We start from the raw sequence: 25,659 nt of genomic DNA, 5'->3' as shown, positions 1-25,659 counted from the left end.
TTTGGCGTGGGTTTTTTATTGGAGAAACTGTAGACTGTAGATTGGTTATAGTATAAAGATGATTCAGTTGATGTATCGAAAAATCGTGGCAGTATGTAGCTGTTATTGTGCTGTTAGTCTGGCTTATGCAGAGTCAAATGATGTCAATCCTACACCAGCATTGATACCAATCAGTACGGTCGAAGTTCAAGTACAACGCGCTTTAAAGTCACCGAGTGGCGCCTATTTATTGCAGTTAGGCTCTGGTTATTGGAACCCTAAAGCAATTTTATACGATCAAGCACAAAACCAAATGATCCCTTTGACTGGGCAACAAAAAGGACATTCGATACGCTTATGGGCTGATCCTCAATCAGGCTTAGTCCAGCAGGCAATACAATTAAGTGGTGATTTAAATGTTGAAACAGGAATTTATCGTGCAACATTAACCAATCAACTCGATGGTTTTCAGCAGCCACTTGTATTTTCGCCCTTGGTTACTGTGGCACAGCGTCCTACGTTTTTATTTAAATTTTATGGCCGTGAAAACAATGTAACTGCAGAACAAAATATTGAAAAAATTGAAGTTATTGATCGGAAGAGCAAAAAGATTTATCAACAGCTCGGTGGTTTTTCTGCGTTAGCAACGGCTGTACAATATGTTGATTTAAATTTTGATGGTTATTTTGATCTGGTTTTAACAGCATCATCTCAACAAAAGAATGCAGCGCTCTCTTCAATTTATTGGCTATATAATCCAAAAACTAAACAATTTCAACGATCACCGCAGTTAGAACGTTTAGGTGGGTCACCTTCTATTGATATTGCAACACAACAGATTCGTTTTGCAGATCGGCTATATCAGGTAAAAGATGGTCAGTTTTATCCCATTAAATAGCGTATGACTTGAGTTGAAAATATTGAGCTGATATTGATCAATGCTTCATCATGCCAGATTTGAAATTGAAATAATAAAAATGATGAAGCAAAGTGATGAAGAAAAATCTTCGTCTATGAATTGAGCTGTGCTTTTTATTGATTGTACAATAGATTCTATGATGTAAATAATTGTTGAAAAATTGTGTTATTTATAAATTTTAATATTTGATCAGCTTCAGTGTGTTGAGATCTTATTTTGTATTGTTATTTAAAAACAATACATTAATATGCGATCTATCAATAAGTAATGCTGTTATTTAATCATTAGATCATCAAATGAAGTCATTAAATAGTCATATCTAACACCTAAGCTACGGATAAAAATAGCTAAATAATAGGTGAGCTATGACACAGTCATATGCAACAAACTTTTTTCCGCAACAAGAATTTCAAGAGCGGTTTAAGTTTTATTTCAAGCAAGCTGAATACAAAGCTCAGCCCATGTTAAAACGCGATCAATTATTACATGATCTTGTTCGTCCTCGATTAAAAATTGCGATTGTTACTGAAAGCTGGCCTTTAGAGTTAGCAGCAAACTCTTGTTCTTTATTGCAATTATGTCGAGGTTTGCAATATCTTGGACATAAAGTTTTACTCATTAAACCTCAACAAAAGCAAGATCATGGTCACTTTAACGCTTACAAAGAGTGTTTGGTTAAGTTAGAGGGTTGTTCTCAATCACGTCGACTGAAATTGGATGGATCACAACATTTAAAAATGAGCACAGCCTTAGCAGACTTTCTACCCCATATGATCTATATTGCAACAGAAGGTCCTTTGGGACTGGCTGCTTTACAGATAGCAAAAGTCATGCATATTCCGATTTCGAGTGGCTTTCATTCACCTTTCAGTACATTCAGCCGTTTTTTTGATTTAGCGTTTTTGATAAAACCAATACAGCGTTATTTACAGTGGTTTTATAACAGTACTCAACTCACTTGTGTACCGAGTCTTGAAATAGAGCAAGCATTAAAGAAATTTGGTGTCACTTGTCCGCTACAGGTTGTGGATCCGGGTGTAGATTTAACATTATTTCATCGACAATCGCGTTCTACAGCATTACGCAAACAATGGAGTGTTAAGCCAGATGATATCGTATTGCTCTATGAAGAAGATTTGTCACCATCGCATACCATACTTATAGCGCTTTATCAAAAGATGCTTCAGCAAGGTCAATCAGTAAAATTGGTGGTAATTGGTGAACGGGTAAATTTCCCCTTCTTAAGCTATCTTGAGCAGCAAATGCATATTTTTTTTACGGGTCAATTAAAGACGACAGCCTCATTGGCACAGGTATATGCGAGTGCGGATATATTGCTTTACTTAAAGCCAATGACAGAATTAAATCATCGGCTTGCTCAAGCCATGGCCAGTGGCTTAGCAATTGCATACCATCAAGTTGAAAATTTATCACCACAGCAACAATGGTTACTGTCCCTAGATGAATTGGTGTATCAATTACCTGTTTATACAAGATTAAGACATATGGGAGAGTATGCACGACAAAATATTGAACAATGTGGTTGGCTTTATTCAATTCAACAGTTTGAGCGGATTTTTTATCAACTAATAGCACATCAAAAAAATTAAGCTTTAAGTCATACTATGTTTGGATTGATGTTTTATTTTAAAATAATCAATGGTTTATTGTTATATTATCTATCGTGTTTAGATATTCAAAGTTTGCATTGTTCCCTATCTTTTCTCACGGCAACAGGAAATGCAGGATGACAATCAAAAGCAGAATGTCACGATCACACCTGTGTAATTAAAACAACTCGGTGAAGTATTACAGCAGAGTCAAACAGAGAAACCACCAGCGACTTCCAATCTAAATAGTTTTGATCTGCAATTTGATAAAATTTTGTTAAAATAAAAATTATTTTATCGATGTTAAGGAACATTCATGGGTTTACGTTGGACCGATACAATGGATATCGCCATTGAGCTTTATGACGCACATCCGGATGTGGACCCACAATGGGTTCGTTTCACCGATTTACATGCGTGGATCTGTGCTTTGCCTGATTTTAATGATGACCCAACCAAGTCAACGGAAGGTTTATTAGAGGCGATTCAAATGGCTTGGATTGACGAAGCAAGCTAATTTGAAATTAAAAAAAGTAATTTTTTTACTGACGATAGGCAGAAATTGGCGCATTATTCGGTATAATGCGCCAAATTTTCCTGTCTACTTTGACTTAAGGAGCCTCTCATGGCTATTGAACGTACATTATCTATCGTAAAACCTGATGCTGTTGCTAAAAATCATATTGGTGATATTTTCGCACGTTTTGAAAATGCTGGTTTACAAATTGTTGCAACTAAAATGAAACACTTAACTCAAGCAGAAGCAGAAGGCTTTTACGCTGAGCATAAAGAACGTGGTTTCTTTGCTGATCTTGTTGCATTCATGACTTCTGGTCCAGTAGTTGTTTCAGTACTTGAAGGTGAAAATGCTGTACTTGCACACCGTGAAATTTTAGGTGCAACAAATCCTAAAGAAGCAGCTCCTGGTACAATTCGTGCAGACTTCGCTGAAAGCATTGATGAAAATGCTGCACACGGTTCAGACTCAGTTGCATCTGCTGATCGTGAAATCAACTACTTCTTCGCTCAAACAGAGATTGCACCACGCACTCGTTAATTCGAAGTATTCAAACCAGATAAGTGTTATTATACTTGTCTGGTTTTTTTATTTCTTGCATAAAGCTGTGATTGATTATTGAACAGCTCCTTTCATTTATAGACATGGTTTAGGTAATACACATGAGTACTGAAGTAGTTGCTGTTTCTGCACGTTCGGTTGAACAGCCACAATCTCCATCCACTCCCACATCAGATCATGCTGTGGCAAAAGTGAATTTACTTGGTATGTCACGTTCGCAGTTGGAACAGTTTTTTGAACAAATGGGTGAAAAAAAGTTCCGTGCAGGACAAGTGATGAAATGGATTCATCAGTTTTTTGTTACAGATTTTGCTCAAATGACCAATATCTCAGGGAAACTTCGGGAAAAATTACAACAGGTTGCTGAAATTAAAGCACCAGAAGTGGTACATAAAAATTATTCTAAAGATGGTACGCGTAAATGGGTTTTTCGTGTAGGAGATGGTGAGGGATCACTGGTTGAAACCGTATTGATTCCTGCTGAAGATAAAACCGGATCACGTAAAACTTTATGTATTTCATCTCAAGTGGGCTGTGCACTTGACTGCTCATTCTGTTCGACAGGCAAACAAGGCTTTCAGCGTGATTTAACACCTGCAGAAATTATTGGACAGTTATGGATGGCAAACTATTCCTATATGGAAGATGTGGCAATTGCAGAGCGTGAGCGTTCTGTTACCAATGTCGTCATGATGGGGATGGGTGAACCATTATTGAATTATGATGCCGTGTTAAGTGCGATGCAGATTATGCTGGATGATTTTGCTTATGGCATGTCAAAGCGACGAGTCACATTGTCAACATCAGGTGTGGTGCCAAAAATCGATCAGTTAGCGCAAGATATTGATGTTGCATTGGCGATTTCATTACATGCAACCAATGATGAGTTACGTAATGAATTGGTACCAATTAACAAAAAATATCCATTAGCTCAATTGATTGCAGCTTGTCAGCGTTATATTGCTAAAGATGGCAATGAAAGCTCACGCAAACATGTTACGATTGAATATGTGATGCTGGATGGGGTGAATGATCAACCTGAACATGCACAACAAATGATTAGATTGTTAAAAAATTTACCGAGTAAAATTAATTTAATTCCATTTAATCCATTTCCTCATGCACCATACGGACGCTCGAGTCGCAATCGGATTATTTCTTTTCAAAAAACTTTGTCGGATGCTGGATTTGTGTGTACGATTCGTCAGACGCGTGGTGATGACATTGACGCGGCATGTGGCCAATTGGTAGGGCAAGTGGCAGATCGTACACGTCGTGCAGAACAGTGGAAAAAGAAAATTGCGGCACAAGGTGAGATTATACGTTCACGGGGATAATGAGAAAGGGGGAAAGGCATTGCAAAAGTATCGATGGACATCTATAGGGTTGTGTTCAACAGCTATGGTGACAAGCTTCATGCTTGGATGTCAAAATATACCAAATAATGCCTTAAAAGCAGATCCAGCAAAATCGCTACAAGCACATACTCAATTGGCAGCAGAATATATCAAATCCGCCGACTATGATGCCGCATCAAGAGAATTGGATACTGCATTAGGGCTAAATGCACGTGATGCCTATGCCAATATGATGATGGGAGTATTACTGCAGAACGAGGGGAGTCCTGCTAATATTGCCAAAGCTGAGCGATATTTTAAAATGGCGATTGCTGTTGAGCCAAAAAATGCGCAAATCCGTAACAACTATGGTACGTATTTATATCAAACAGGCCGTTATAATGAAGCATTGGCACAATTGGAAATCGCAGGTTCAACATTAGGCTATGATCAGCGTTATACTGCACTTGAAAGTAAAGGCAGAACTTACATGAAACTAGGCGACTTAACACATGCTGAATCGGCATTTCAACAGGCGCTTAATGTAAATCCAGCTTCATACATCGCAATGATTGAGCTCGCAGAAATTAAATATTTAGGCAACTCTATTCCTGCTGCAACCCAATTATATCACCAAGCGGTAACACTGATTGGTGAAAAGAATTTAGATTCACATGCATTATGGATTGGTATCCGTATTGCACGTGCCAATGGCAATTCATTAGAAAGACAAGTGCTTGTAAATCAGTTGCGAGCTTTGTACCCTTCTAGTCTAGAATATCAACGTTATTTGCAATTACAGTACAGTACTGAGGTCGTATGGAAGTAAATCCTAATCCACAGCAATCAACAGGTGTAACTAACACCGGACCAGACGTATTAGGAAATATTCAACGTCCAGGTGAGTACTTACGTCATATTAGGCTGAATAAACAGCTCGAACTTGAACAGATTGCAAGTGAGCTAAAAATTCCAACGAAAACCTTAACAGCTCTAGAGCAAGATGAATATACGTCTTTACCAGAAGTCACCTTTATTAAAGGATATTATCGTGCTTATGCTAAATTCTTAGATGTTGATGCCAGCTTAATTATTCAACGCTTTGATGAAATTTACGAAAAAGATACTGGATTGTTACCGGATCATGCACTGAATAATTCACCGATTAAAATTATGGGAAAACTATCAGGGTCCAATAGTGAACGTAATCGTAAGTGGTTAAAACGTATCAGCGTGACCATTGTAGTGATCTTGATTCTGGTGGGGCTGGTAACCGCGATTCAAGGATGGATGAAGTCAAGTGATTCGACGGTTGTTGGACAAGATCAACACAATAATATTCAGGTTATTTCATCAGACTCAGAAAATACTGCTTCGGGTGATCAATTACAGCTTGAATTTAGTCACCCAACTTCGGTATATATTGTGGATGCCACAGGTAAAGTGTTGGCAACAGGTCGTCAAGCATCACCGATTACCTTACATGGCGAAACACCATTTCAAATTCGTTTAGATGATGCTACTGCTGTGACTTTAAGTTTAAATAATGAAAATATTTCATTAACGCCATATACAGTTAATGGTAAAGCTGAATTCCGCTTATCTCGTTAATTGTTTTGTCAAAAGAGCGAAATAATGATTGAAAATCCAATTAAGCGTCGCCCAACACGGAAAATTCGTGTTGGTTCTGTGTATGTGGGTGGCGATGCACCGATTAGTATTCAAAGTATGACCAATACTGAGACATGTGATGTTGCAGCGACGATTGCTCAAATTCAGCGTTGTGTCGATGTGGGTGCAGATATTATGCGTGTATCTGTACCGACCATGGAGGCTGCGGAAGCTTTTGGTGAGATTCGTAAGCACGTGCATGTCCCTTTAGTTGCAGACATTCATTTTGATTATAAAATTGCCTTGCGTGTTGCTGATTTAGGTGCAGATTGTTTACGAATTAATCCAGGTAATATTGGCTCAGAAGCTAAAATTCGTGAAGTTGTTGCAGCCGCAAAACATAATGATATTTCGATGCGTATTGGTGTCAATGCTGGCTCATTGGAAAAAGATATTCAAAAAAAATATGGCGAACCAACAGGTCAAGCACTGCTTGAATCTGCAATGCGTCATATTGATATTTTAGATCGTTTAGATTTCCAAGAATTTAAAATATCAGTGAAGGCATCAAATGTATTTTTGACCTTGGATGCTTATCGGTTATTATCTGCTCAGATTGATAATCCATTGCATTTAGGGGTCACAGAAGCAGGTATATATCGTACTGGTTCAGTCAAGTCGGCAATTGCTTTAGGTGGTTTGCTGATGGAAGGGATTGGCGATACTATGCGTATTTCCTTAGCTGCTGAACCGGAAGAAGAAGTTAAAATTGGCTTTGATATTTTAAAATCATTAGGGCTTCGTTCGAATGGTATTAATTTTATTGCTTGCCCAAGTTGTTCACGACAAGAATTTAACGTCATTAAAGTGATGCAATCACTAGAAGAACGTTTGGAAGATATCCGTACCCCAATGGATGTTTCTGTTATTGGTTGTAAAGTGAATGGACCGGGTGAAGCCAAAGAGGCAGATATTGGTATTGTGGGTGCAAGTCCACGTTCACTTGTGTATCGTAATGGTGAAAAAAGCCATTTAATTGATACTAATCAGTTGGTTGATGAAATCGAAACTATGGTTCGTCAACGTGTTAAAGAGCTTGAAGAAGCTAAATCTAAAGAGATCATTCGTAGTTCATCATGAGTTCAATTGTTGCAATTAAAGGTTTTAACGATATTCTTCCAACGCAAACACCAGCGTGGAGACGCCTCGAACAGCATCTATCTTCTTTGATGGACGCTTATGGCTATCAACAGATTCGTCTTCCAATCGTTGAACAGACACATTTGTTCAAACGATCCATTGGTGATGCGACCGATATTGTTGAAAAGGAAATGTATACGTTTTTAGATAAAGGTAATCCACCTGAATCTTTAACATTACGTCCTGAAGGGACAGCAGGCTGCGTACGTGCCATGCTGGAGCATAATCTGTTACGCGGTGCAACACCTAAGGTTTGGTATGTTGGACCAATGTTTCGCTATGAAAAACCACAAAAGGGTCGTTATCGCCAGTTTCATCAATTTGGTGTCGAAACCTTTGGTGTCGCTACGCCAGATCAAGATGCTGAGTTGATTTTAATGACTGCACGTTTGTGGAAACGCATGGGTGTTGCCGATAAAGTACAACTTGAATTAAATACACTGGGTGAGTCTGATGAGCGTGCAGCTTATCGTGCAGCTTTGGTCGAATTTTTAACTGAACACCAGGCCCAACTGGATGAAGACTCACAACGTCGTTTAGTGACCAATCCACTGCGTATTCTGGACTCTAAAGATGAACAGACCCAGAAAATTTTGCAACATGCACCGAAGCTGCATGATTTTATGCAACAACCAACAATGGATCACTTTGCTCAGTTACAGCAGTATTTGACAGATGCAGGTATTCCATTTGTGATTAATCAAAAGTTGGTACGTGGCTTAGATTATTATAATAAAACGGTATTTGAATGGACGACAACGCATTTGGGTTCACAAGGTACAGTATGTGCTGGTGGACGTTATGATGGTTTGGTGGGGCAGCTAAAAGGTAAAGCCGATCAATCGGTTCCTGCCGTTGGTTTTGCCATGGGCATGGAACGTTTGTTGCTGTTATTAGAGCAAGTTGAAGTACAGACACCTGTACGTGATTGTGAAGTTTTTCTGGTGGCAGATCCTGTGTCACAAGGTAAGGCATTGGTTTTGGCTGAACAAATTCGAGATCAACTTGAACAGGCCAATAGCACTATTCGTCTTAAAGTGGGTTCGCAGGGATCGATGAAAAGCCAAATGAAAAAGGCCGATCAATCAGGTGCAATTTTTGCTTTAATTATGGGCGAGCGAGAAGTAGAAGCAGGTGAGTTTTCAGTTAAAGCGTTGGCAACAGCAGAGCAAAGTACAGTGGCTTTATCTGATGTCGTCTCTTTTATTATTGATAAACTTGGGTCAAAATAAGCATTAGTATATCGGGGAAAGGGTAATCAAATGAACGCATTAGGTGAAGAAAGTCAACTTGATCATTTAAAGTCTTTTGCCAAAAAGTATGGCTCAGCCATCGTGAGTGGGATTCTAATTGCGTTGATTGCCTTTTTCGGTTGGCAGTGGTGGCAAAAGAAAAATTTGGCAGAAAGTCAAACCAATACTGCGCGAGTACAACAATTGATGGATGAAGCCACTACGGCTGAAACAAATCCAAATATTTATCAGCAATTGGTGGCAACAGCAGATAAAATTGTCAAAGAGGCACCAGATTCAGCACAGGCAATACAAACTCAATTGGTAATGGCAAAAATTGCATTTGATAAAGCAGATTATGCTGCTGCAGAGAAAGCCCTGAAGCGCGTTGAGAATTCAAAAGTTGATGATGAAGGTCTGGTTGGACTGGTGAAATTACGATTGGGTTATGCTCAATTGGCACAGAAAAAATATAATGATGCATTACAGTCATTATCAGCAGTGACTTTACCCGCATATAAAGCGATGGTTGAAGAAGCGCGTGGTGATGTTTACTTTGCAAAAAATGATATTCCAAATGCTAAAAAAGCCTATTTGAGTGCTTGGAATGATTTGGTTGAGCAGCAACAAGATCGTCAAATTTTACAGATTAAACTGCAAAGTGTTGGCGTGTTGGTTGATGATCCTAAAGTCGAGCGTCCGATATTAGAAACTCAAATGGATGAGAATGAATGAATAGAAAATTTAGAATACCTTTTGCACTCACTGTTTTAACTTTAGCTTTGGTGGGTTGTTCGAGTAATAAAATTAAAGTTGAGGAAGTCAAACCTAATCCACTGCCAAAACTTGAACAATCTGTCACATTGTCACCTATATTTAGTCAAAGTGTTTCGGCAACATCTGAAAAAGATCCTTTACGTTTACAAGCAGATGCAGTAAATGGCATCATTTTTATTGCCGATCCTAAAGGTAAGGTGATTGCCTATCAAGGTAAGCAAAAACTTTGGGAAAAACAAGTATCTAAATTAGGTTTAAGTTCTGGTGTTAAAGCAGCTGACGGTATAGTGATTGTTGGCAATAAAAAAGGTCAACTGTTTGCTTTAGATCAAGCTACTGGTGAAGAAAAGTGGGTTGCTCAGCTTTCTGGTGCCATTTTAGCGCCTTCTTTAGTGATGGCAAATCGTGTCATCACCTTGAGTAATGATGGTACTGTGTTTGCCAATAATGTCAGCGATGGCAAGCAAATCTGGAGCTATAACTTACCGAATGTTCCGTTGAGTTTGCGTGGTACAGCATCGCCTGTTGCAGTGGATGAACGTGCAGTCGCGATTGCTTATGCCAATGCCTATATTTATATCCTAGATTCCTTAACAGGTACGCCGTTAATGCAACGTCGTGTGGCGATTAGTGAAGGACGTTCGGATATTCAACGTCTAAATGATATTAATGGTGATCCTGTTGCTGTAGCTAATCTTTTAATTACTACCAGTTATCAAGGCCAAGTGACCGCATTAGATCTCAACTCACAGAAAATAATCTGGAGTGAAAAACTCAGCAGTACCAAACGCCCTGAAGTGGTTGGTAATGGTGTATTTGTTGCGGCTGCTGATGGTCAAGTGGTGGCGTATGAAATTAATTCTGGGCGCAAGCTATGGGAAAATAATGACTTGCTTCATCGTCAATTAAGTAATCCAGTAATGCTCGGTGATGATCTAATTGTTGGTGATCTGGATGGTTATTTACACCTGATTAATCCAAGTACTGGTCAGTTGATTGGACGTGCTAAAACCAGTGGTGCAGTACGTTCGTTACGCGTTATTGATCAGCAACTTTATGTCGATACACAAAAGGGTGCAGTGAGTATTTGGCAAAAGCGTTAATTTTACTGAGCCTTATGCTAAACTAGCACCATATTGGTATTTTTTAAACACGGGGAGATTGAAAATTCGATACCCCGTGTTTTTATTTAAGTCTTTGACCAACCCTATTTCTTCCATTTGTTTCTGATGTTCAGACCAGACCAACTGGCTGATCTTGAATAAAGGTTAATCTATGAAACCCGTAATTGCGCTCATTGGTCGTCCGAACGTCGGAAAATCGACGATGTTTAACCAAATTACTAAAAGTCGTGATGCGCTTGTAGCAGACTTTGCTGGCCTTACTCGTGATCGTAAGTATGGCGACGCAACGTATCAAAATAAATCATTCATTGTCGTCGATACTGGGGGTATTGGTGAAAGTGAAAATGGTATTGATTCATATATGGCTGAACAGTCAAAAACAGCAATTCATGAAGCAGATATTATTATTTTCGTGGTTGATGCACGTGCCGGTTTATTGGCATCAGATGAACAGATTGCACGTGAGTTACGTACCTTAGGCAAAAAAGTATTTTTAGTTGCCAATAAGGTGGACGGTGTTCATGCTGAGGCCGCTCTGGTTGAATTTTATAAACTGGGAATGGGTGAGCCATTACAAGTTGCAGCCAGTCATGGTCGCGGCGTGCAACAAATGTTGGAAGATGTGCTCGCTGATGTTCCTGAAGATGAAAATCCAGATGAGCATGATAAAGATACCGGTTTACGTTTAGCGATTATCGGTCGCCCCAACGTGGGTAAATCCACTTTGGTTAACCGTTTATTGGGTGAAGAACGCGTTGTTGCCTTTGACCAACCGGGAACTACACGTGATTCAGTGTATATTCCATTTGAACGAGATGGACGTAAATATACTTTAATTGACACTGCAGGTGTGCGTCGTAAAGGTAAAGTGGATGAAATGATCGAAAAATTTTCGATTGTTAAAACTTTACAGGCGATGAAAGATGCGCATGTCGTGGTGGTGGTCGTTGATGCCCGAGAAGGTATTGTTGAACAAGATTTACATTTAATTGGCTACGCTTTAGAAGCTGGACGTGCCATGGTGATTGCGATCAATAAATGGGACAATATGTCTGAATATGATCGTAAACAATGTAAACTTGATGTAGAGCGTCGCTTTGACTTTATTCCATGGGCAAAAATTCATTTAATTTCTGCACTTCATGGTACGGGTGTGGGTGAGTTATATCCTTCAATTCACCGTGCGTATGATTCATCGCATTTAAAAGTTTCACCTGCAAAAATTACGCAAATTTTACAAGATGCAACAGAAGCACATCAGCCACCGATGGTACAAGGACGTCGGATTAAAATGCGTTATGCACATATTGGTGGACAAAATCCACCTACGATTGTGATCCATGGTAATAAAGTAGATAAAACCCCTGCAGATTATCGCCGCTATTTAGAAAATGTGTTTCGTAAAGTTTATAAACTGGAAGGAACACCAGTGAAAATTGAGTTTAAAACCTCAGAGAACCCATTTGAAGGACGTAAGTCTCAAGTAGATGAACGTACTGCGGCACGTCGTCGTCGTTATGTACAGAAATTTAAGAAAGCTGAGAAAAAGTTTAAACGTTAAACATTGTCATGCTCAGTTTAAGCCCAAAGTTAACTTTGGGCTTTTTTTATCATGTCATAATGGCGGTAGTCTTAGTAACAATTGTGGAAAATATCGATGCAACAGCTTTTACAGATTATGCAACAGCTTCGTCAGCAATGTCCTTGGGATCAGGCACAGACACCACAAACTTTAACACCCTATGCAATTGAAGAAGCTTATGAGGTAGAGGCTGCAGTACGCTCTGGTGATATAGCGCAAATCAAAGAAGAATTGGGTGATTTACTCTTACAAGTGGTATTCCAGTCTCAAATGTATCAAGAACAGGATGCATTTGATTTCCAAGATGTTGTAAATACCTTGATCGCAAAATTAATTCGTCGCCATCCACATGTTTTTAATCCACAGCAGCATCAGCAGCTATCGACTGCACAAGTGACAGCATTATGGCAAAGTATTAAAGCACAAGAGAAAAAAGCACAATTGCCATCACGCTTGGATGAGGTTAAACATGGTCCAGCGATACAACAAGCCCATGATCTACAGAAAAAAGCAGCCAATGTGGGTTTTGATTTTACCGATTTACAGTGTGCTTTGGCTAAGGTTGAAGAGGAATTTGCTGAGTTAAAAGCGGCAATTCAAACTCAACAAACAGATGAAATACAGGCTGAATTAGGAGATTGCTTATTTTCATTGATTAATGTTGGACGTAAACTTAATCTCTCTAGTGAGATCGCATTACTAGGCACGATTGATAAGTTTAGATCTCGTTTTGCTTATATCGAGCAACAGGCATTATTGCAGCATAAAGACATTGAGCAGATGTCTTTAGTTGAAATGGATCTATTGTGGGAGCAGGCAAAACTTTTTTTACAAAAATAAACAAAAACCTAAAGGATAAAAATTATAAAAATGCAACTTAAGATCATACTTTGGCTGATTGGTCTTGGTAGTTTTGGTCATCTTTATGCAGACAGTTATGAACAGCAATATTTAGCTTGGAAAATGAAACAACAGCATAAAGATGAACAGTTAGCACAGAAATCCAGCACCATTAAAGCATCAGCATCACCAAAAAATAACCCTGTATTTATACATAAAATTCAATTAAATTCGGCATCCGCTGAACAACTACAACAGCTTTCGGGTATTGGTGCTAAAAAAGCACAAGCGATTATCGATTATCGAAATAAGAATGGAAAATTTAAATCAATTGAGGAAATTCAACAAGTAAAAGGAATAGGAGCCGGACTATTTGAAAAGAATAAAGCAAAATTGGCCTTATAATCAGGCTAAATTGATAACAGCTTGGTTTAATTTATTGGGATTTGAGTAGCATATTCAAATTGCCCTTTGTTGGTGTAAGAGATATGATTAGCGGCATCTTATATTGTTTACGTTCAGACGTAGGAGACAGCGTCTTTTGCAAACTTTGCGCGCGTCAAAATGTGGTTTATCAACCTCTCAATTACCTGCTTATATTTTAGATGTTATCGATGCTTTAACTAAGGCAGGATATGAAGCCTATATTGTGGGAGGGGGGGTACGTGATTTAATGTTGGGTCAAAATCCAAAAGATTTTGATGCTGTAACCGATGCCACACCAGCTCAGATTAAAGATGTCTTTGGTCGTCGTTGTCGTATTATTGGGCGACGTTTTGAATTGGCTCATGTGTATTCAGGGCGTGAACTGGTTGAAGTTGCAACCTTTCGTGCACCTCCTAAAAAAGAAGTAACGTCATCTTCTGGTATGATTTTACGTGATAATAATTGGGGTACGATAGAGCAAGACTTTGTGCGTCGTGATTTTTCAATTAATACCTTGTACTATCAACCGCGTAAAGGGATTGTGCTGGATTTTTGCCATGCTGTAGAGGATGTTAAATCAAAAACATTACGTTTATTGGGTGATCCAAAGCTACGTTTTGAAGAAGATCCTGTACGAATGCTGAGAGCATTAAGATTTGCGGCAAAACTTAACTTTGCTATTGATCAAAAGATATTAGATGTTTTTAATCCTGATTTAAGTCACTTGTTACGTGATGTTTCTCCACATCGTTTATATGATGAATCACAAAAATTGTTTACCAGTGGTCACTTAAATCATGTTTTACCGATGTTGATTGATTTTGGCGTTTGGAAGCAGTTATTTGCTGAAGTTAAACCTGAAATCACCCCATTTATTGAACGTGCAGCGAAAAATACGGATCAACGAATTTCGATAGGCAAAACGATTAATCCAGCCTTTTTTTATGCCGTATTATTGTGGAATGTTTTTTTAGAACGTTGTGACGTTTATTTGGCCAAAGGAATTGCACCTGCAGAGGCGCGTGCGCAAGCCGGATTAGATGTGTTAAAACGTCAAGCGACACGGACGATTATTCCTCGTTTTGCAGAAACTTTTATTCGTGAAGTATGGGAAATGCAAACACGATTATTAAATCCAAAGCCACAGCAAATTCATGCATTATCGAATCATGCACGTTTTAGAGCTGGATTTGACTTTTTATTATTACGAGAAAAATCAGGTGATACCTCTACGCAAGCTATGGGGCAATGGTGGGATCAGTACCAAACCTTATCTACCGATGATAAGGAGCGGGCGATCACTGCCTATAATCGTCAACGTGCTAAATCTCGTCGTAAATCGGATGATACTTCGACTAAAAACCAGCGTCAGGATGCCACAATAGAGCCATTGGTCAATGAACCTGTGAGCAAAAGTCGTCGTGCAACTAAAACGGCGATACCAGCGGCACAAAAAGTTTTAATGACAACCGACAATCAGCAACGCGAAATTACTTCGGACCATCCGATTTTGAAACGTCAACGTGTAAAACGCGATTTAACACATGTCATTTTTGGACCAACGCAATGAGTATAAAAACTTATATTGGTTTAGGCAGTAATTTAGGTGATTCACGTCAAATTTTGATTGAAGCAGTCGAAAAACTACGTACTTTAGGTGATGTTATTACATCTAAACTATATCAAAGCCCGCCTATGGGACCACAAGATCAACCGCATTACTTAAATGCGGTTGCATGTTTGCAGACTGATCTTGAACCGTTGCTGTTATTGGATGAATTACAACGATTTGAACAAGAATCTGGCCGTGTACGTTTACGCCGTTGGGGTGAGCGCACCTTAGACTTGGATTTATTGCTTTATGGCGAAGCCCTAATTCAAAATGAGCGTTTAACGGTACCACATGTGGGCATTCTACAGCGTGATTTTGTGCTTATTCCCTTGCTTGATTTAGATGTGAACTTACAGCTTCAGGGACAACAATTAAAATCTTTACCTATTTTGCAACATGCAACACTGACAGTGTTAGACGATGCAACATGGGCAGATCTTTAATTGATTTCAAGCACGGTGTATACACTTTTATAGAGGAACATCTTCATGATTAGTCTAAGTGATTTAAGACGATTTAAAGCAGATGGACGTAAATTTTCTTGTTTGACTTGCTATGATGCGAGTATGGCAAAAGCAATGGAAATTGCCGAAATTGATAGTATTTTAGTTGGTGACTCTTTGGGGATGTCGATTCAAGGACGAGACTCTACTTTAGCTGTGACGGTTGAGGATATGGTCTATCATACTGCGGCAGTACGTCGTGGTAATCAACATGCCTTTATTATGACTGATTTACCATTTATGAGCTATGCCACGCTAAATGATGCCTTAAACAGCGCTAAGTCCGTGATGCAGGCAGGCGCGCAAATGGTGAAAATGGAAGGTGGCGCTTGGTTAGCTGAAAGCATTGCAGTGTTAACACGTAATGGAATTCCCGTCTGTGTACATTTAGGCCTAACACCACAATCGGTCCATGTATTTGGTGGTTATAAATTACAGGCACGTACACGTGAAGCTGCAGATCAATTGATTGCAGATTGTCATGCTGTCGTCAATGCCGGTGCTGCTGTTTTGTTATTAGAGTGTGTGCCAGCACAACTTGGTGAGGAAATTACGACTCTCTTTCCACATGTTCCTGTGATTGGTATTGGCGCAGGTCATGCAACAGATGGACAGGTATTGGTTGTACAAGATATGTTAGGCCTTACTTTTACACGCGTAGCGAAGTTTGTACGTAATTTTATGAAAGAACAGGCAGGTGAAACAGCAATTTTAGATGCATTCAAAGCGTATCATACGGCTGTTCAAGATGGTTCATTTCCTGCCAGAGAACATACTTTTCAAGTAGAGCTGTAACACTATGAAATTAGAAACAACGATCCAAGGTATTCGTGATGCTTTATATACAGCACGACTTTCTCAAAAGATCATTGGTCTGGTCCCAACGATGGGTAATCTGCATCAAGGACACTTACAACTGGTTCGTGAAGCACGTAAGCAATGTGACATCGTCATAGTGAGTATTTTTGTTAATCCAATTCAGTTTGGTCCAAATGAAGATTATGATAGTTATCCACGCACTTTAGAACAAGATCAGCAATTATTGGCTACGGTAGGTTGTGACTACGTTTTTGCACCTTCTGTGGCACAAATGTACGGTGATCAGCCGTGTTTAACCAATATTGCTGTAAGTGGCATTACCAATGATTTATGCGGTTTACAGCGTCCGGGACATTTTGATGGTGTTGCGGTTGTGGTGAGTAAACTCTTTAATATCGTGCAACCGAATTATGCATTTTTTGGTGAAAAAGACTTTCAACAACTGGCCGTAATTCGTCAATTTGTGCATGATTTAAATATACCTGTGGAAATCATGGCTGTGCCGATTGCACGTGCAGAAGATGGTTTAGCTTTAAGTTCTCGAAATGGTTATTTAAGTCAAGAAAACCGTCAAGTTGCACCGACAATTTATCATAGTCTACAAACGGCAAAAACCACACTGTTGCAAGGTGAAAGTTTAGCTGAAGTGTTAAAGAATATTAAAGAGACATTGACACAAGCAGGTTTTGTTGTGGACTATGTAGAGGCTCGCTCTCCTGAATTACAGCATGTCTCTAGCTTTAACCAAGATATTGTAATTTTTATTGCAGCTAAATTAGGTCAAACGCGTTTGATTGATAATTTATATATTCGTTATATCTCTTAACATCGCGAAAGGATAGCATTGCTATGAAGCGAATATTAATTGTTACAGGTCAATCTGGCTCAGGAAAATCATCTGCCTTACAGATACTGGAAGATCTAGGTTATTATTGTATTGATAATTTGCCTGTAGCATTGCTATCTGAGATTGTTGCCAAGCTTGATCAAGAAAATAACTTAGAATGTTTGGCATTAGGTGTCGATGTTCGTAGTACTCAGGCCGATTTAAAAGAGTTTGATCATGTCTTCGAACAGTTATTGCACTACGGGACGGTAGATGTTATTTATTTAAGTGCAACCGATCAAGAATTAATTACCCGTTTTAGTGCTTCTCGACGCCCACATCCACTGGCAACACGTTTTAAAACCTTAACCGAATGTTTGCAGGAAGAAAAAAATCTATTACTGCCGATACAATTTAAAGCAACCATTCAAATTGATACCACCAATCATAGCGTACATGATTTAAAAGATACCCTGTTATATCGTTTAGGACAAACTGATAATTTGATTGTGATTTTACAATCTTTTGGATATAAATATGGTATTCCTTTAGACGCTGATTATGTGTTTGATGTTCGTCATTTACCTAATCCACATTGGGATTTAACATTAAGAAAATATACTGGCTTAGATGAACCTGTACGACAATTTTTAGGAGATGATGAACAAACTAATGAAATGTTTCAAGATATTAATCAATTTTTAGAAAAATGGTTGCCTGCCTTTGCTGCTGGTCATCGACATTACATTACCATTTCAATTGGATGTACCGGTGGGCAACATCGTTCCGTTTATATTGTGGATAGACTAAAAAATGCGCTTCAGGCAAAATGGTCTATTCAAGTCTTACATAGAGAAATGAAGCACTGGTCATGATTGACACAACTGTTGATGTAATTAATAAACTAGGCTTACATGCCCGTGCATCTGGCAAATTGATTGAAGTGACGACAAAATTCCGCTCATCGATTCAAATTGGGAAAACGGATAAACTGGTAGATGCAAAAAATATCATGTCTTTGTTAATGCTTGGTGCAGGCAAAGGTACAACATTGCGTTTAGTGATTGATGGTGTAGATGAAGAAAAAGCTTTGTCTGAGATTCAAGCATTATTCGCAGCAAAATTTTATGAGGCAGATTAATCGTGGCACGTCGAACGCATAACTTTACCGAAGAAGACTTTGAATCTTTAGATGGACGTGCAAGTAAAACTGAGCAAAAGAAAGCAGTACAACGCATGGCTGCTTTAGGTGAACAATTGGCAGCATTAAATGCCAAACAAATTCAAAATCTTCCAGTTGAAGAACGTTTAATTGAGGCTTTATTAGATGTACAGCTCATTACATCCTATGAAGCAAGACGTCGACAGTTTCAACGTATTGGTAAATTATTGCGCAATGAAGATGAAAGTGTCATTTTATCTTATTTAACACCCCAGCAAGGTGCTAAAAAAATAGCGCAATTACAACGTTGGGTTGATCGTATTATTCAGGATGGTGATGTTGTCATTAATGAGTTTGTGAAAACCTATAATGCTGCTGAGCGTCATACTTTGCGCCAGCATGCACTTCGTATTCATCGTGATATGAAACAACCAGAAGCAGTTGCTCAAATTGCAGAATCTAAGTTGAAATTATTTAATTATATTCAACAAGTTGCACTAATTTCAGATAATTAATTATGCTGCTAGTCATTTAAAAAGCCAATCCATTTAGCATGGATTGGCTTTTTGATTAATTAAATTCACCTATGGCACGCTGTTTTGCCCATTCACGAAGAATAAATTTTTGCAGCTTACCTGTGGAGGTTTTGGGGATTTCAGTAATCACAATATCTTTGGGTACTTTAAAGCGCGCCAAATGCTCACTACAAAATGCTAGAATTTCTTCGCTGCTGACATCACTCCCAGCTTTTAATTCAATAAAAGCACAAGGGACTTCTTGCCAGCGTGTATCAGGTTTAGCAACAACTGCAGCAGTTAATATCGCGGGATGTTGATAAAGTACTTCTTCCACTTCTAATGACGAAATATTTTCTCCACCCGAGATAATCACATCTTTAGAGCGATCGGTAATTTTGGCATAACCATCGGGTTGGCATACGGCTAAATCACCCGTATGAAACCATCCACCAGCAAATGCTTCGGCTGTTGCTTGTGGATTTTTTAAATAACCTTTCATGACAATATTGCCACGGAACATAATTTCTCCCATCGTTTGACCATCGTGGGGAACAGGTTGCATTGTTTCAGGATCTAACACCTTCATACCATCTTGTAATGGATAAGGAACGCCTTGACGTGAATGTAATTTGGCTTGTTCTTGAATCGATAGATCTGACCAACCTGCTTGGGCTGCACATAATGCAGAAGGACCATAAGTTTCAGTAAGTCCATAGACATGAGTCACATTAATCCCAATATTTCTCATACCTTCAATAATTGTTGCTGGTGGTGCTGCACCAGCCACCATGACTTCAACACGATGTTGAATTTGGCATCTTTTTTCTTCAGGCGTATTGATTAAAAGTGACAGTACAATCGGTGCACCACAGAAGTAATTCACTTGATGTTGCACAATTAATTGATAAATCAGTTCAGGTTCAATTTTACGTAAACAAATATTGGTACCACCATTGGCTGCGATAGTCCAAGCAAAGCACCAACCGTTACAATGAAATAATGGTAATGTCCATAAATACGTTGCACGTGGCGTCATACCACATGCAATAATATTACTGGCTGCATTGATATACGCACCACGATGATGATAAACCACGCCTTTGGGATTACCAGTTGTGCCAGAGGTATAATTTAAGCTAATCGCATCCCATTCATCCGCTGGTAAATGCCATTCAAAATCATCATTTCCTTTGGCTAGCCAGTCCTCATACTCAACTTGACCAATATAGCGTGCTGATGATGTATAGCTTGTATCGGCAACATCAATCACATAAATATCTTGTGGTACCAATAATAGGGCTTGCTGTGCAATTTCTGCAAACTCAGGATCGACCAATAAAACTTTGGTTTCTGCATGTTCCAGCATAAATGCCAGTGTTTTGGCATCTAGGCGAGTATTGAGCGTGTTTAATACAGCACCTGCCATGGGTACGGCAAAATGCGCTTCAATCATGGCCGGAATATTGGGAAGTAATGTTGATACGGTATCATTTTTTTGTATACCCAGTGCTTGCAATTGCGCTGCAAACTGTTTGCAGCGTAGATAGGTTGCTCGCCAAGAAATATGACGTTGCCCATAGATAATCGCATCCTGTTCTGGATAGATATGCGCGGCACGTTCTAAATAACGTAACGGAGATAATGCCACAAAATTTGCGGGTGTCCGTGGTAATTCATCGTATGCACTTCCCATGCTGTTTTCCTCGTTATCTTTAATTATTTTTTCCTGTGCTCAACATAAAACGTTTTCAGGCGAAATTCATTTATGCTTTGGTCGAGTAAGCTATTGTTAACTGCGGATTAAAATGATTTCACATAACTGTTGGGTACTTAGCAGTGCTTAGATTTACAGTAGCGACTATGACCAATTTTATTGTGCTTGATTAGATCATCTGTGAGCATTATGCCGATCACATGCACTTTTAGGTCACACTGGTTATTGATCTTTAGTAAAAACAGGCACTCAACAAAGCGGCCTCCAATCGAGAATGAACCCTGATAGGGTGACGATGAAATTTGAATATATTTTATCAATAGAATATCTAAACAGATTGCATTTAGTATAATAGCACTACAAAAAGTAGAGTGTCTCCCATGTTGGAAAAACTGAATTTCGATAAAAAAATCATATTGATTTTAATGATTTATTTTTTATTATGGATGATATTGCCTGTTGTGCTTTCATCTAGTTACGCGCTTGATATTCCAGAGGGGATTTATTGGGGGCATGAATGGCAATTAGGATATTATAAACATCCTCCTTTTTCTTCTTGGGTGTTATATAGTTTTTACAAGATATTTGGCTATAGTGGCCCCTATATTTTAAGTCAAATGTGTATTGCGTTGACTTTAGTTTTTGTCTATTTGTTGGGCAGTAAAATTGTTTCTAAACCAAAAGCATTGTATGCCGCCATTTTTGTTCTGGCAATTTATTACTATACTTGGCCATCAATTGAATTTAATCATAATGTTGCTCAAATGCCAATTTGGGCAGGATTAATTTATATATTTTATTTAATCCTCAATCATAATCGTTGGTCATTATGGCTCATCTTTGGTGTGGTTGCTGGGATTGGCATGTTAACGAAATATACGGTCGTATTTCTTATTTTTTCGATCGTGCTTTTCTCACTCTTAACCCCTTATCGACATTTATGGTTATCAGCTAAGCCGTGGGTTGCAACCTTGTTGGCTTTATTGGTATTTAGTCCACATTTATGGTGGTTATATCAACACGATTGGCTTACTTTTAACTATATTCAATCGCGTTCAGAAAGTACTGATCATCACTATAATCCTTTGGTTGCATTTAAATATCTTGCTGCTCAAGTCAGTAATTTTTTGCCTTTACTGATCATTTTGTTGTGTAACAAAAGTTTGTATTTGAATTTTAACTATCTGAATAAAAATGATAGAAACTTTTTATTTTTTATGGGGTTATTTCCCGGTATTTTACTTTTTATTATCAGTCTGATTGCTGGTATTAATATTAAAGATATGTGGGCCTCTCCAATGTGGAGTTTAGTTGCCTTAATTTTATTTAGTTTAATACCAGAATCTGTTTTTAATCAACGCCAACGTGGTTTAATCAAAGGATTGTGGATCTGGCTGAGTTTGATTACTTTGGTCATGGCAAGCTATTTACAATTTGGTGGACAAATACGTCATAAACCATCGCGATTAGATTGGCCACAACAACAAATTAGTCAAAAAGTTCAACAGCAGTGGTATACAATGAGTCAATGTCCATTAGATAATATTACTGGAGATAATTGGCTGGCTATTCTTGCTGCCACCAAAATGGATCAAATGCCTTCTGTGATGATGTCCACCTCAAAAAGTTATTCGCCATGGATGACATTATCCCGTTTAGAGCAAAAAGGGACATTTGTGCTATGGGAAAAAGGAAAAAAACCAGAGATTCCTTATTTATCTGAATTACAGAAAAATCAGAATCTGGTCATTCAACAGGGAGAATGGAGCATTGCTTGGGATAAAGTTCCTAATAAAGCGCCATTAGTTATTGAATGGCAAGCATTTATACCTAAACATTGTACTCAATCATAACGAAATAGATGAATTGTGATCATGCCAATATTTGATAATATGATCTCAGAACAAGATCAGATAATCCAGCTTTCTATTATTTTGCCTGCATATAATGATGCACAAAATGTTAATATTATTTTGCCGAACTTATATTCATTTTTACAGTCCAAGGAAGGGCAATGTGAAATTATTTTAGTTGATGATGGCAGTAAAGATAATTTATATGAGGTTTATGCACAACATAGTGTATTAGCACCGCAAAATGTGACTTTAAATTTAATTCAGTTTTCACGTAATTTTGGTAAAGAGGCAGCATTAAGTGCTGGGTTACAGGAAGCGAAAGGACAGTTAGTTGCATTGATGGACTCTGATGGTCAGCATCCAATTGCTGTACTGGATGAAATGTTACAAGTATTACATCGTACGGATGCTGATATGGTTGCCGCTGTACAGGCAACCCGTGCTCATGAAAGTCTGGTTTTAAAATTATATAAACATCTGTTTTATCGTTTCATGCAAGATTCTCAACGTTATCAGTTAGAACCACATGCCGGTGATTTTCGAGTCATGAAGCGTAAGGTCGTGAATGCCTTATTGAATTTACCTGAGCGACAGCGGTTTATGAAAGGTTTATATTCATGGGTGGGTTTTAAGACACTGTATATTCCTTTTCAGGCAGAGCAACGCCTAGAAGGAACCAGCTCATTTAATTTTAGTCACTTATTTGAACTGGCTTTAATTGCGGTCACTTCATTTTCGGTAAAACCATTGCGCTGGATTTCTCGTATGGGATTTTTAGTTTCAATTATCGCGATTTTATACGGCATATTTATCATTATTGACACATTATGTTTTGGACGTGATTTAAAAGGCTGGCCAACCCTTGCAGTCGGAATTATGTTTTCTGCTGGATTACAATTAATTTGTTTGGGTGTCATTGGTGAATATATTGGTCGTATTTATGATGAAGTAAAGCAACGACCTTTGTATATTGTGGATAAAAAATGGAACAGCAAAAGTCAGCAGTAGTGAATCTTCCTAAACAGGGGCTACTGTTTTTGATTGTCGGTAGCCTGGCTGCTTTGGTGCATTTTTTATCACTTATCATGTTGGTACAAATTTTTCATCATGAGCCGGTTTTCGCCAATGTATTGGCTTTTCTGATTGCATTTATCTTTGGTTTTATTGGACATTTGAAATTTACTTTTCATGCTGTAAAACCTCAAGTGAGTTGGAAAGTCAGTTTAACTAAATGGTTTGTCAGTTCCTTATTTGGTTTTGCTTTAAATCAAAGCATATTTACGGCCGGAATTATTTTTTTAGGACAACAATATTATATGTTGATTTGGCTGATTGCGACTGGATTGGTCACGATATGCACATTTGTACTGGCTAAATTTTGGGCCTTTAAAGGCAAGTATTCGTCATGAAAAATATCATTATTAATGTTGATGATTTAGGTTTTTCTTCAGCAGTGAATCGGGCTGTAGTGGTATTGGCTGAACAAGAAAGAATTCATGCGACCAGCTTTATGAGTCTAGGAAGTATTGAGGATGCACAGGTTTGTGCCTTGAAAGATGCCAATATTGAGATTGGATTACATTTTGATTTAACGGGTCTTGCACAGCAAGGTAGTTTGAAATCAGTATTGCTCAAGAGTTATTTACGGCAATTCTCAACTGAGCAGTTAAAATCATTGATTGAGCTTCAATTTGATCAGTTTGAGGCTAAAATTGGCGCAATTCCTGCTTTTGTTGATGGTCATCAACATGTACACCAATTTCCCCAAGTCAGACAGATATTACTCGATTGCATTCAGCAGCGTTATCAGCAAAAAATACCAATACGTAATACTTCAACCTATCAAACGGAATTGAAAGCTAAAATTATTTATTATTTAGGAGGCTCAACGCTTCAGCATCAGCTGTTAGAAAAACACTGGCCACATAATGCATCATTTGCTGGGATTTATGATTTTAATGCAGATATGGCGCGTTTGCAGCAACTTTGGCAGCAATGGCTACAATATGCACCTGATAATACCGTGATTATGTGTCATCCTGCACAGTTGGATCCCACGTGGAAAGATGAAATTTCAGCTGCACGTTATCTTGAATATCAATGGCTGTTAAGTACAGATTTCTTGGAACTATGGCAAAAGAATCAGTGTCAAGCACAGTCTTGGCATCATTTGGCGATTTAAGCCATTACAAGCGCCTTAGCTCAGTTATGGAGTAGGCGATGATGCATAGCCTTATAGATCAAGGCTATGCTTATTTTTTAAAGTGTAGAGATCAAATAGATCGTGATGACACGCTATTTGGTATTCATCCATACAAAAATTAAGCAGCTATTATAAAAAGCCAAGATGTTGATATTAAGGTTGGGGAGATGATTAAGCTGACTAATCGATTTTGAATTGATATGGTAAAAAAACAGATCAACGCCTTATGTGTAAAATAAAATTGCCTGAATATTCAGATCTATTCATCATTATGCTTAACGGTACATTTAGCATCGCAGAGAAATATAGGTTGATTAACACCAATAAAAAGGCAATGTATATCTTGGTAAATAACCACTATCGTTTATATGAGGTATGTTTAACATTTTATATGAATAAGCAGATATATAGGCCAGATTTATGCATCAGAAATAGTGACAGGTGCTTAGGATAATCGCTGAAAAAATTGTGCTGTTAGCTGAGCTTTATAAAAATCGTGACATATTGAAAAATATATATAAATTTAATTTATTTAAGTGGAGTTATGGTAACCATTGCCATGATCAAGATACACTGCTTGTACCAAAAAGATATTCATTGATCATGATTCTGTTTTATAAACTTATAGACTTTTAAATCATGTTAAATAAAATATAAATGGTTTATTAAAAAGTCATACAAGTGTAAAATTCTAGATGATTTTTACTTATCCACCGTTTTTATATTTTGAG

Annotated in this window: 26 protein-coding genes; 25 read left to right on the top strand and 1 reads right to left on the bottom strand. The window is 38.2% G+C overall.

The annotated features are described in order from the left end of the window. The first annotated feature begins 70 nt into the window (after positions 1 to 70). From QSG86_RS02070 to yjgA, 21 genes are all read left to right on the top strand, one after another. On the top strand, positions 71 to 877 hold the full coding sequence (locus QSG86_RS02070) for an XAC2610-related protein (protein WP_317029990.1): 807 nt from the start codon (positions 71 to 73) through the stop codon (positions 875 to 877). Between the two features lie 386 nt (positions 878 to 1,263). Beyond that, positions 1,264 to 2,508, top strand: a complete 1,245-nt coding sequence (locus QSG86_RS02065; RefSeq protein ID WP_317029989.1) for a glycosyltransferase — start codon at positions 1,264 to 1,266, stop codon at positions 2,506 to 2,508. 316 nt (positions 2,509 to 2,824) lie between these two features. After that, positions 2,825 to 3,025, top strand: a complete 201-nt coding sequence (gene iscX / locus QSG86_RS02060; RefSeq protein WP_317029988.1) for a Fe-S cluster assembly protein IscX — start codon at positions 2,825 to 2,827, stop codon at positions 3,023 to 3,025. A 108-nt stretch (positions 3,026 to 3,133) separates the two neighbouring features. Beyond that, positions 3,134 to 3,565, top strand: coding sequence for a nucleoside-diphosphate kinase (gene ndk, locus QSG86_RS02055; RefSeq protein WP_317029987.1), 432 nt, complete (start codon positions 3,134 to 3,136; stop codon positions 3,563 to 3,565). A 122-nt stretch (positions 3,566 to 3,687) separates the two neighbouring features. After that, on the top strand, positions 3,688 to 4,923 hold the full coding sequence (rlmN, locus tag QSG86_RS02050; protein WP_317029986.1) for a 23S rRNA (adenine(2503)-C(2))-methyltransferase RlmN: 1,236 nt from the start codon (positions 3,688 to 3,690) through the stop codon (positions 4,921 to 4,923). A 79-nt stretch (positions 4,924 to 5,002) separates the two neighbouring features. Then, complete coding sequence (gene pilW, locus QSG86_RS02045) at positions 5,003 to 5,752, top strand: type IV pilus biogenesis/stability protein PilW (protein WP_317029985.1); 750 nt, start codon at positions 5,003 to 5,005, stop codon at positions 5,750 to 5,752. Next, positions 5,743 to 6,534 carry a helix-turn-helix domain-containing protein gene (locus QSG86_RS02040; RefSeq protein WP_317029984.1) on the top strand — a complete coding sequence of 264 codons (792 nt, stop codon included), beginning with the start codon at positions 5,743 to 5,745 and terminating at the stop codon, positions 6,532 to 6,534. The genes pilW and QSG86_RS02040 overlap by 10 nt, the downstream gene beginning before the upstream one ends. Before the next feature lie 24 nt (positions 6,535 to 6,558). Further along, positions 6,559 to 7,674 (top strand): flavodoxin-dependent (E)-4-hydroxy-3-methylbut-2-enyl-diphosphate synthase, encoded by a 1,116-nt coding sequence (gene ispG / locus QSG86_RS02035; RefSeq protein WP_317029983.1) that lies wholly within the window; start codon positions 6,559 to 6,561, stop codon positions 7,672 to 7,674. Continuing rightward, a complete protein-coding gene (gene hisS / locus QSG86_RS02030) occupies positions 7,671 to 8,966 on the top strand; it encodes a histidine--tRNA ligase (RefSeq protein WP_317029982.1) in 1,296 nt (431 codons plus the stop codon). Before ispG ends, hisS begins: the two co-directional genes overlap by 4 nt. A 30-nt stretch (positions 8,967 to 8,996) precedes the next feature. Further along, positions 8,997 to 9,701, top strand: a complete 705-nt coding sequence (locus QSG86_RS02025; protein WP_317029981.1) for a YfgM family protein — start codon at positions 8,997 to 8,999, stop codon at positions 9,699 to 9,701. Next, positions 9,698 to 10,846, top strand: a complete 1,149-nt coding sequence (bamB, locus tag QSG86_RS02020; RefSeq protein WP_317029980.1) for an outer membrane protein assembly factor BamB — start codon at positions 9,698 to 9,700, stop codon at positions 10,844 to 10,846. Before QSG86_RS02025 ends, bamB begins: the two co-directional genes overlap by 4 nt. A gap of 172 nt (positions 10,847 to 11,018) precedes the next feature. Then, entirely contained in the window at positions 11,019 to 12,428 is a 1,410-nt protein-coding gene (gene der, locus QSG86_RS02015) for a ribosome biogenesis GTPase Der (RefSeq protein WP_317029979.1), read from the top strand. Between the two features lie 96 nt (positions 12,429 to 12,524). Further along, positions 12,525 to 13,289, top strand: a complete 765-nt coding sequence (mazG, locus tag QSG86_RS02010) for a nucleoside triphosphate pyrophosphohydrolase (protein ID WP_317029978.1) — start codon at positions 12,525 to 12,527, stop codon at positions 13,287 to 13,289. Positions 13,290 to 13,319: 30 nt separating this feature from the next. Continuing rightward, positions 13,320 to 13,694, top strand: coding sequence for a ComEA family DNA-binding protein (locus QSG86_RS02005; protein ID WP_317029977.1), 375 nt, complete (start codon positions 13,320 to 13,322; stop codon positions 13,692 to 13,694). A 136-nt stretch (positions 13,695 to 13,830) separates the two neighbouring features. Then, positions 13,831 to 15,285, top strand: a complete 1,455-nt coding sequence (gene pcnB / locus QSG86_RS02000; RefSeq protein ID WP_317029976.1) for a polynucleotide adenylyltransferase PcnB — start codon at positions 13,831 to 13,833, stop codon at positions 15,283 to 15,285. Then, positions 15,282 to 15,770, top strand: coding sequence for a 2-amino-4-hydroxy-6-hydroxymethyldihydropteridine diphosphokinase (folK, locus tag QSG86_RS01995; RefSeq protein ID WP_317029975.1), 489 nt, complete (start codon positions 15,282 to 15,284; stop codon positions 15,768 to 15,770). The genes pcnB and folK overlap by 4 nt, the downstream gene beginning before the upstream one ends. Positions 15,771 to 15,815: 45 nt before the next feature. Next, positions 15,816 to 16,625 carry a 3-methyl-2-oxobutanoate hydroxymethyltransferase gene (panB, locus tag QSG86_RS01990; RefSeq protein ID WP_317029974.1) on the top strand — a complete coding sequence of 270 codons (810 nt, stop codon included), beginning with the start codon at positions 15,816 to 15,818 and terminating at the stop codon, positions 16,623 to 16,625. A 4-nt stretch (positions 16,626 to 16,629) separates the two neighbouring features. Then, the gene (panC, locus tag QSG86_RS01985; RefSeq protein ID WP_317029973.1) at positions 16,630 to 17,475 is read left to right on the top strand and encodes a pantoate--beta-alanine ligase; all 846 of its coding nucleotides are present in this window, start codon (positions 16,630 to 16,632) and stop codon (positions 17,473 to 17,475) included. 23 nt (positions 17,476 to 17,498) lie between these two features. Next, complete coding sequence (gene rapZ, locus QSG86_RS01980; protein ID WP_317029972.1) at positions 17,499 to 18,350, top strand: RNase adapter RapZ; 852 nt, start codon at positions 17,499 to 17,501, stop codon at positions 18,348 to 18,350. Beyond that, a complete protein-coding gene (locus QSG86_RS01975; RefSeq protein ID WP_317029971.1) occupies positions 18,347 to 18,616 on the top strand; it encodes an HPr family phosphocarrier protein in 270 nt (89 codons plus the stop codon). The genes rapZ and QSG86_RS01975 overlap by 4 nt, the downstream gene beginning before the upstream one ends. 2 nt (positions 18,617 to 18,618) lie before the next feature. Next, a complete protein-coding gene (gene yjgA / locus QSG86_RS01970; RefSeq protein WP_317029970.1) occupies positions 18,619 to 19,152 on the top strand; it encodes a ribosome biogenesis factor YjgA in 534 nt (177 codons plus the stop codon). Positions 19,153 to 19,207: 55 nt separating this feature from the next. Here yjgA and QSG86_RS01965 read toward each other — a convergent pair whose 3' ends face one another. Next, entirely contained in the window at positions 19,208 to 20,848 is a 1,641-nt protein-coding gene (locus QSG86_RS01965; RefSeq protein WP_317029969.1) for an acyl-CoA synthetase, read from the bottom strand. 446 nt (positions 20,849 to 21,294) lie between these two features. Between QSG86_RS01965 and QSG86_RS01960 the strand changes: the two genes are divergently transcribed. From QSG86_RS01960 to QSG86_RS01945, 4 genes are read left to right on the top strand one after another with little or no spacing between them, the layout of a single operon-like run. Beyond that, entirely contained in the window at positions 21,295 to 22,722 is a 1,428-nt protein-coding gene (locus QSG86_RS01960; RefSeq protein ID WP_317029968.1) for a glycosyltransferase family 39 protein, read from the top strand. A 21-nt stretch (positions 22,723 to 22,743) separates the two neighbouring features. After that, entirely contained in the window at positions 22,744 to 23,733 is a 990-nt protein-coding gene (locus QSG86_RS01955; RefSeq protein ID WP_317029967.1) for a glycosyltransferase family 2 protein, read from the top strand. Next, a complete protein-coding gene (locus QSG86_RS01950; RefSeq protein ID WP_317029966.1) occupies positions 23,709 to 24,134 on the top strand; it encodes a GtrA family protein in 426 nt (141 codons plus the stop codon). Before QSG86_RS01955 ends, QSG86_RS01950 begins: the two co-directional genes overlap by 25 nt. Further along, positions 24,131 to 24,907, top strand: coding sequence for a ChbG/HpnK family deacetylase (locus QSG86_RS01945; RefSeq protein WP_317029965.1), 777 nt, complete (start codon positions 24,131 to 24,133; stop codon positions 24,905 to 24,907). Before QSG86_RS01950 ends, QSG86_RS01945 begins: the two co-directional genes overlap by 4 nt. Positions 24,908 to 25,659 lie beyond the last annotated feature (752 nt).

Origin of the sequence: Acinetobacter sp. SAAs474 (assembly GCF_032823475.1) — a bacterium.
Classification (GTDB): domain Bacteria; phylum Pseudomonadota; class Gammaproteobacteria; order Pseudomonadales; family Moraxellaceae; genus Acinetobacter.
Note: the sequence above shows the minus strand (reverse complement) of the source record. Positions and strands in the feature narration are given on the sequence as shown.

What these genes read in the sequence shown, in the direction of transcription:
- QSG86_RS01975 (WP_317029971.1), top strand. Translation starts at nt 18,347, where the DNA reads ATGATTGACACAACTGTTGATGTAATTAATAAACTAGGCTTACATGCC.
- hisS (WP_317029982.1), top strand. Translation starts at nt 7,671, where the DNA reads ATGAGTTCAATTGTTGCAATTAAAGGTTTTAACGATATTCTTCCAACG.
- iscX (WP_317029988.1), top strand. Translation starts at nt 2,825, where the DNA reads ATGGGTTTACGTTGGACCGATACAATGGATATCGCCATTGAGCTTTAT.
- rlmN (WP_317029986.1), top strand. Translation starts at nt 3,688, where the DNA reads ATGAGTACTGAAGTAGTTGCTGTTTCTGCACGTTCGGTTGAACAGCCA.
- QSG86_RS02025 (WP_317029981.1), top strand. Translation starts at nt 8,997, where the DNA reads ATGAACGCATTAGGTGAAGAAAGTCAACTTGATCATTTAAAGTCTTTT.
- rapZ (WP_317029972.1), top strand. Translation starts at nt 17,499, where the DNA reads ATGAAGCGAATATTAATTGTTACAGGTCAATCTGGCTCAGGAAAATCA.
- QSG86_RS02065 (WP_317029989.1), top strand. Translation starts at nt 1,264, where the DNA reads ATGACACAGTCATATGCAACAAACTTTTTTCCGCAACAAGAATTTCAA.
- folK (WP_317029975.1), top strand. Translation starts at nt 15,282, where the DNA reads ATGAGTATAAAAACTTATATTGGTTTAGGCAGTAATTTAGGTGATTCA.
- panC (WP_317029973.1), top strand. Translation starts at nt 16,630, where the DNA reads ATGAAATTAGAAACAACGATCCAAGGTATTCGTGATGCTTTATATACA.
- mazG (WP_317029978.1), top strand. Translation starts at nt 12,525, where the DNA reads ATGCAACAGCTTTTACAGATTATGCAACAGCTTCGTCAGCAATGTCCT.
- pilW (WP_317029985.1), top strand. Translation starts at nt 5,003, where the DNA reads ATGCTTGGATGTCAAAATATACCAAATAATGCCTTAAAAGCAGATCCA.
- ispG (WP_317029983.1), top strand. Translation starts at nt 6,559, where the DNA reads ATGATTGAAAATCCAATTAAGCGTCGCCCAACACGGAAAATTCGTGTT.
- QSG86_RS02070 (WP_317029990.1), top strand. Translation starts at nt 71, where the DNA reads ATGTATCGAAAAATCGTGGCAGTATGTAGCTGTTATTGTGCTGTTAGT.
- QSG86_RS01965 (WP_317029969.1), bottom strand. Translation starts at nt 20,848, where the DNA reads ATGGGAAGTGCATACGATGAATTACCACGGACACCCGCAAATTTTGTG.
- QSG86_RS01945 (WP_317029965.1), top strand. Translation starts at nt 24,131, where the DNA reads ATGAAAAATATCATTATTAATGTTGATGATTTAGGTTTTTCTTCAGCA.
- QSG86_RS01950 (WP_317029966.1), top strand. Translation starts at nt 23,709, where the DNA reads ATGGAACAGCAAAAGTCAGCAGTAGTGAATCTTCCTAAACAGGGGCTA.
- bamB (WP_317029980.1), top strand. Translation starts at nt 9,698, where the DNA reads ATGAATAGAAAATTTAGAATACCTTTTGCACTCACTGTTTTAACTTTA.
- ndk (WP_317029987.1), top strand. Translation starts at nt 3,134, where the DNA reads ATGGCTATTGAACGTACATTATCTATCGTAAAACCTGATGCTGTTGCT.
- QSG86_RS01960 (WP_317029968.1), top strand. Translation starts at nt 21,295, where the DNA reads ATGATTTATTTTTTATTATGGATGATATTGCCTGTTGTGCTTTCATCT.
- der (WP_317029979.1), top strand. Translation starts at nt 11,019, where the DNA reads ATGAAACCCGTAATTGCGCTCATTGGTCGTCCGAACGTCGGAAAATCG.
- QSG86_RS01955 (WP_317029967.1), top strand. Translation starts at nt 22,744, where the DNA reads ATGCCAATATTTGATAATATGATCTCAGAACAAGATCAGATAATCCAG.
- QSG86_RS02005 (WP_317029977.1), top strand. Translation starts at nt 13,320, where the DNA reads ATGCAACTTAAGATCATACTTTGGCTGATTGGTCTTGGTAGTTTTGGT.
- QSG86_RS02040 (WP_317029984.1), top strand. Translation starts at nt 5,743, where the DNA reads ATGGAAGTAAATCCTAATCCACAGCAATCAACAGGTGTAACTAACACC.
- panB (WP_317029974.1), top strand. Translation starts at nt 15,816, where the DNA reads ATGATTAGTCTAAGTGATTTAAGACGATTTAAAGCAGATGGACGTAAA.